This window comes from Acaryochloris sp. IP29b_bin.148, from assembly GCF_028285565.1.
Taxonomy (GTDB): domain Bacteria; phylum Cyanobacteriota; class Cyanobacteriia; order Thermosynechococcales; family Thermosynechococcaceae; genus Acaryochloris.
In genome coordinates this window covers 1-2568 of sequence record NZ_JANQOY010000041.1, presented here as the reverse complement: position 1 = coordinate 2568, position 2568 = coordinate 1, and the positions used below count along the sequence as shown (strand labels likewise).

Here is a 2568-nt window from a genome sequence, read left to right as displayed (position 1 = left end):
CAACCATTATTTGTCGTTCGAAGCATACTAAGGTGTATCTTGCTTCCGCCCGGAAACAAGATACATTACTGCTCCACCGCTCGTATGAAATTCCTCATTAAGAAGAGAGTTTTCAACTGACTTATTCTTTCTCAACATCTGTACCCAGTAAGCCTCAAAGCCCTGTTCAGTTCCTCCACCTGCTAGAAAATATCGTAGAGATTCTTCTCTGCTCCAACGTCCTCGCTCAAACCAATCCAAATAAAGCTGCTTAGAAACTTTTTGTTCCTTAGAACTGTAGGGCGGAAATAACGGAGACGCCTTATCTGATATATACGTCTGAATGTTTTGCAACCCGAGTTGAGCGAAATAGCCAGGCACCAAGTCCCCAAGAGAGCTATTGCCTTCACCTAAGCTGATCTTCCCTCGTTCACAGGTCGCATGAAACTCTACATCTTGGCAAATCTGCTCTATCGACTCCCCCGCACTTAGGCTACTAAACATCAGTACGCCTGCTAAGTTATTAGGCTCTGCGACTACAAGCAGTCCCCCAGGCTTCAGGACACGAATCATTTCCTCCAATACTTTAACGGGAGCAGCCATGTGAATAAGAACCGTTTGGCACGTCACTAAATCGAATTGGCAATCTGGCGAAGGGATTGCATCAGCATTACCTTGTACATAGCTGAATCGTTTCTCTAGTCCAAGATCTTGTGCTCGTCGTTTTGCTTTTTCTACCCATTTAGGCTCCTGATCAATTCCAACCAAAGTAGTATGAACTGGCAGAATTTGAGAGAGAACTTGACCCCAATGCCCTTGACCACAGCCAACATCTAGCACAGTGTTGACATTCTCAATATGCCATCTTTGCCCCATCAACTTTAGAAAGTCTAAATTCCACCAGAAATCTCGCGCTTCACCGAAATAGTCAGCTGAATGAAGCTTCTTCCTTTTCTGATCAGGCACTAAAACTCTCCAAAACAAAAACGCTGATGCTTACCTAGAGACTAGTATTACAGCTCTTTATTCCAAAGTTCTAGACTGATTGCTGACGAATAGTAGGTTATAAAACGGATTTACCAGAGCTAAGACGGTCTTACCCGCACCGCTACCGCCACTGATGCCAATAATGGTGGAGGTTGGCACTTCACAACAATCCCATCTCTATTTGCTGAAATATCCTTGATAATACTTGGGCCTAAACTTGGGTGGATTCATGAGCATTTTAGAAGTTGCACAAATTCTAAGGTTACCTTTGATCCGTATCGAGCAACTAATCTCAAGTGGGAGCTTGGCTGCTAAGGCAAGTGAGACTGGGGCTTACGATATTCCTGAAATAAGCTTAATGCACTTTATCAGTACTTATGGTCCTTCTGATTGGTGTTGGGATGAATAGCGACCTTAAATAGCCGATGAGTTCAAAGGCAATAACCATGCAGAAATACGAATGTACCGTCTGTGGATACGTTTATGACCCTGAACAAGGTGATCCAGATGGCGGAATCGAACCTGGTACACCCTTTGAAGATATTCCTGACGATTGGGTTTGTCCCGTTTGTGGGGCTGAGAAAGGTCAATTTGAGATGGTTGAGGAATAGGTAGCATTCGTTTGCTAATTCCCAAAGCCGTTTCCTTTGGGCTTTCTCCGCTTAGGCTTTCCCGGCACATCAATCGAGCCATCTGCAATCGCTTCAGCTAGACGTTCTAGCAAATTCGCAAAACGGTAAAAGCCCTCATACTTTAGAGTTAAGGCATCTAGCTCTCCAGGTGCAGCTGCATCCATAATTTTCTTAAAGGGAGCCATATAGTCATTCATACCTTCGAGTATTTCATCATCTCCTCCCCCTTTGGAAGTAATATCGTTGACCCAAGTATCGATCTTTTGGGCTAGCTGCTCTCGTTTCTGGGGAGATGTCATGGAGAATTCCATGATAGATCGTTCTACCTGTATAGATCTGATCCATCCACTTAAGCAAGTTTTAGCAGAATAGTGTTTGAACAGAACTTTGCTTTATTAACTCAGCTTCAGGAAATACTTTTCATAACCATATCAGCGATTAAACATCTGGTGTATGCTTAGCCTTGAAACAGGTGTAGTAGATTATGTCAATCATTGGTGTAATTAATCAGAAAGGAGGAGCTGGTAAAAGCACTATCGCAGTTCACCTTGCACACTCACTCGCATTGAACGGTGAGTCTGTCTTAGTTGTAGATGCTGATGCTCAGCAATCCTCTTCAAAATGGCTATCAAGATTGAATTATAGTATTGAATCAAAAATTATTAATGATCCAGATGAATTATTAGATGAGCTACCTTTATTATCAACAACTCACGATTGGATTATTGTTGATGGCCCAGCAGCTCTTTCAGAAACGACGCGCGCAGTAGTACTTGTAGCTGACCTAGCAATAATTCCCTGTCAGCCTACAGGGGTTGACCTCGAAAGCGCTTCAGATACTGTCCGCTTGATAACGCAAGCACAACGTATTAGGAACGGAGAGCCAAAAGCTGCCATTTTTGTTAATCGTGCAGTTAAAGGAACTCGTTTAAAGAATGAAGCTCTAGAGGTTCTGCATTTAATGAAAAAT

5 protein-coding genes are annotated in these 2568 nt (G+C 43.0%); 2 read left to right on the top strand and 3 right to left on the bottom strand.

All coding sequences use genetic code 11. From position 1 onward, the window contains the following. Positions 1-27 precede the first annotated feature (27 nt). Positions 28-945: a class I SAM-dependent methyltransferase gene (locus Q0986_RS04290; protein WP_299404490.1), complete on the bottom strand. Its 918-nt coding sequence runs from the start codon at positions 943-945 to the stop codon at positions 28-30. 57 nt (positions 946-1002) lie between these two features. Continuing rightward, positions 1003-1125, bottom strand: coding sequence for a hypothetical protein (locus tag Q0986_RS04285; protein WP_299404488.1), 123 nt, complete (start codon positions 1123-1125; stop codon positions 1003-1005). A gap of 287 nt (positions 1126-1412) precedes the next feature. Between Q0986_RS04285 and rd the strand changes: the two genes are divergently transcribed. Next, a complete protein-coding gene (gene rd / locus Q0986_RS04280) occupies positions 1413-1577 on the top strand; it encodes a rubredoxin (RefSeq protein WP_366918512.1) in 165 nt (54 codons plus the stop codon). A 14-nt stretch (positions 1578-1591) separates the two neighbouring features. Here rd and Q0986_RS04275 read toward each other — a convergent pair whose 3' ends face one another. Next, positions 1592-1897 carry a hypothetical protein gene (locus Q0986_RS04275; RefSeq protein WP_299404483.1) on the bottom strand — a complete coding sequence of 102 codons (306 nt, stop codon included), beginning with the start codon at positions 1895-1897 and terminating at the stop codon, positions 1592-1594. A 185-nt stretch (positions 1898-2082) separates the two neighbouring features. Here Q0986_RS04275 and Q0986_RS04270 point away from each other — a divergent pair. Further along, a partial coding sequence (locus tag Q0986_RS04270) for a ParA family protein (protein ID WP_299404479.1) occupies positions 2083-2568 on the top strand: 486 nt, incomplete at its 3' end.

Coding starts and splice junctions, on each gene's coding strand:
- rd (WP_366918512.1), top strand. CDS start 1,413: ATGCAGAAATACGAATGTACCGTCTGTGGATACGTTTATGACCCTGAA.
- Q0986_RS04275 (WP_299404483.1), bottom strand. CDS start 1,897: ATGACATCTCCCCAGAAACGAGAGCAGCTAGCCCAAAAGATCGATACT.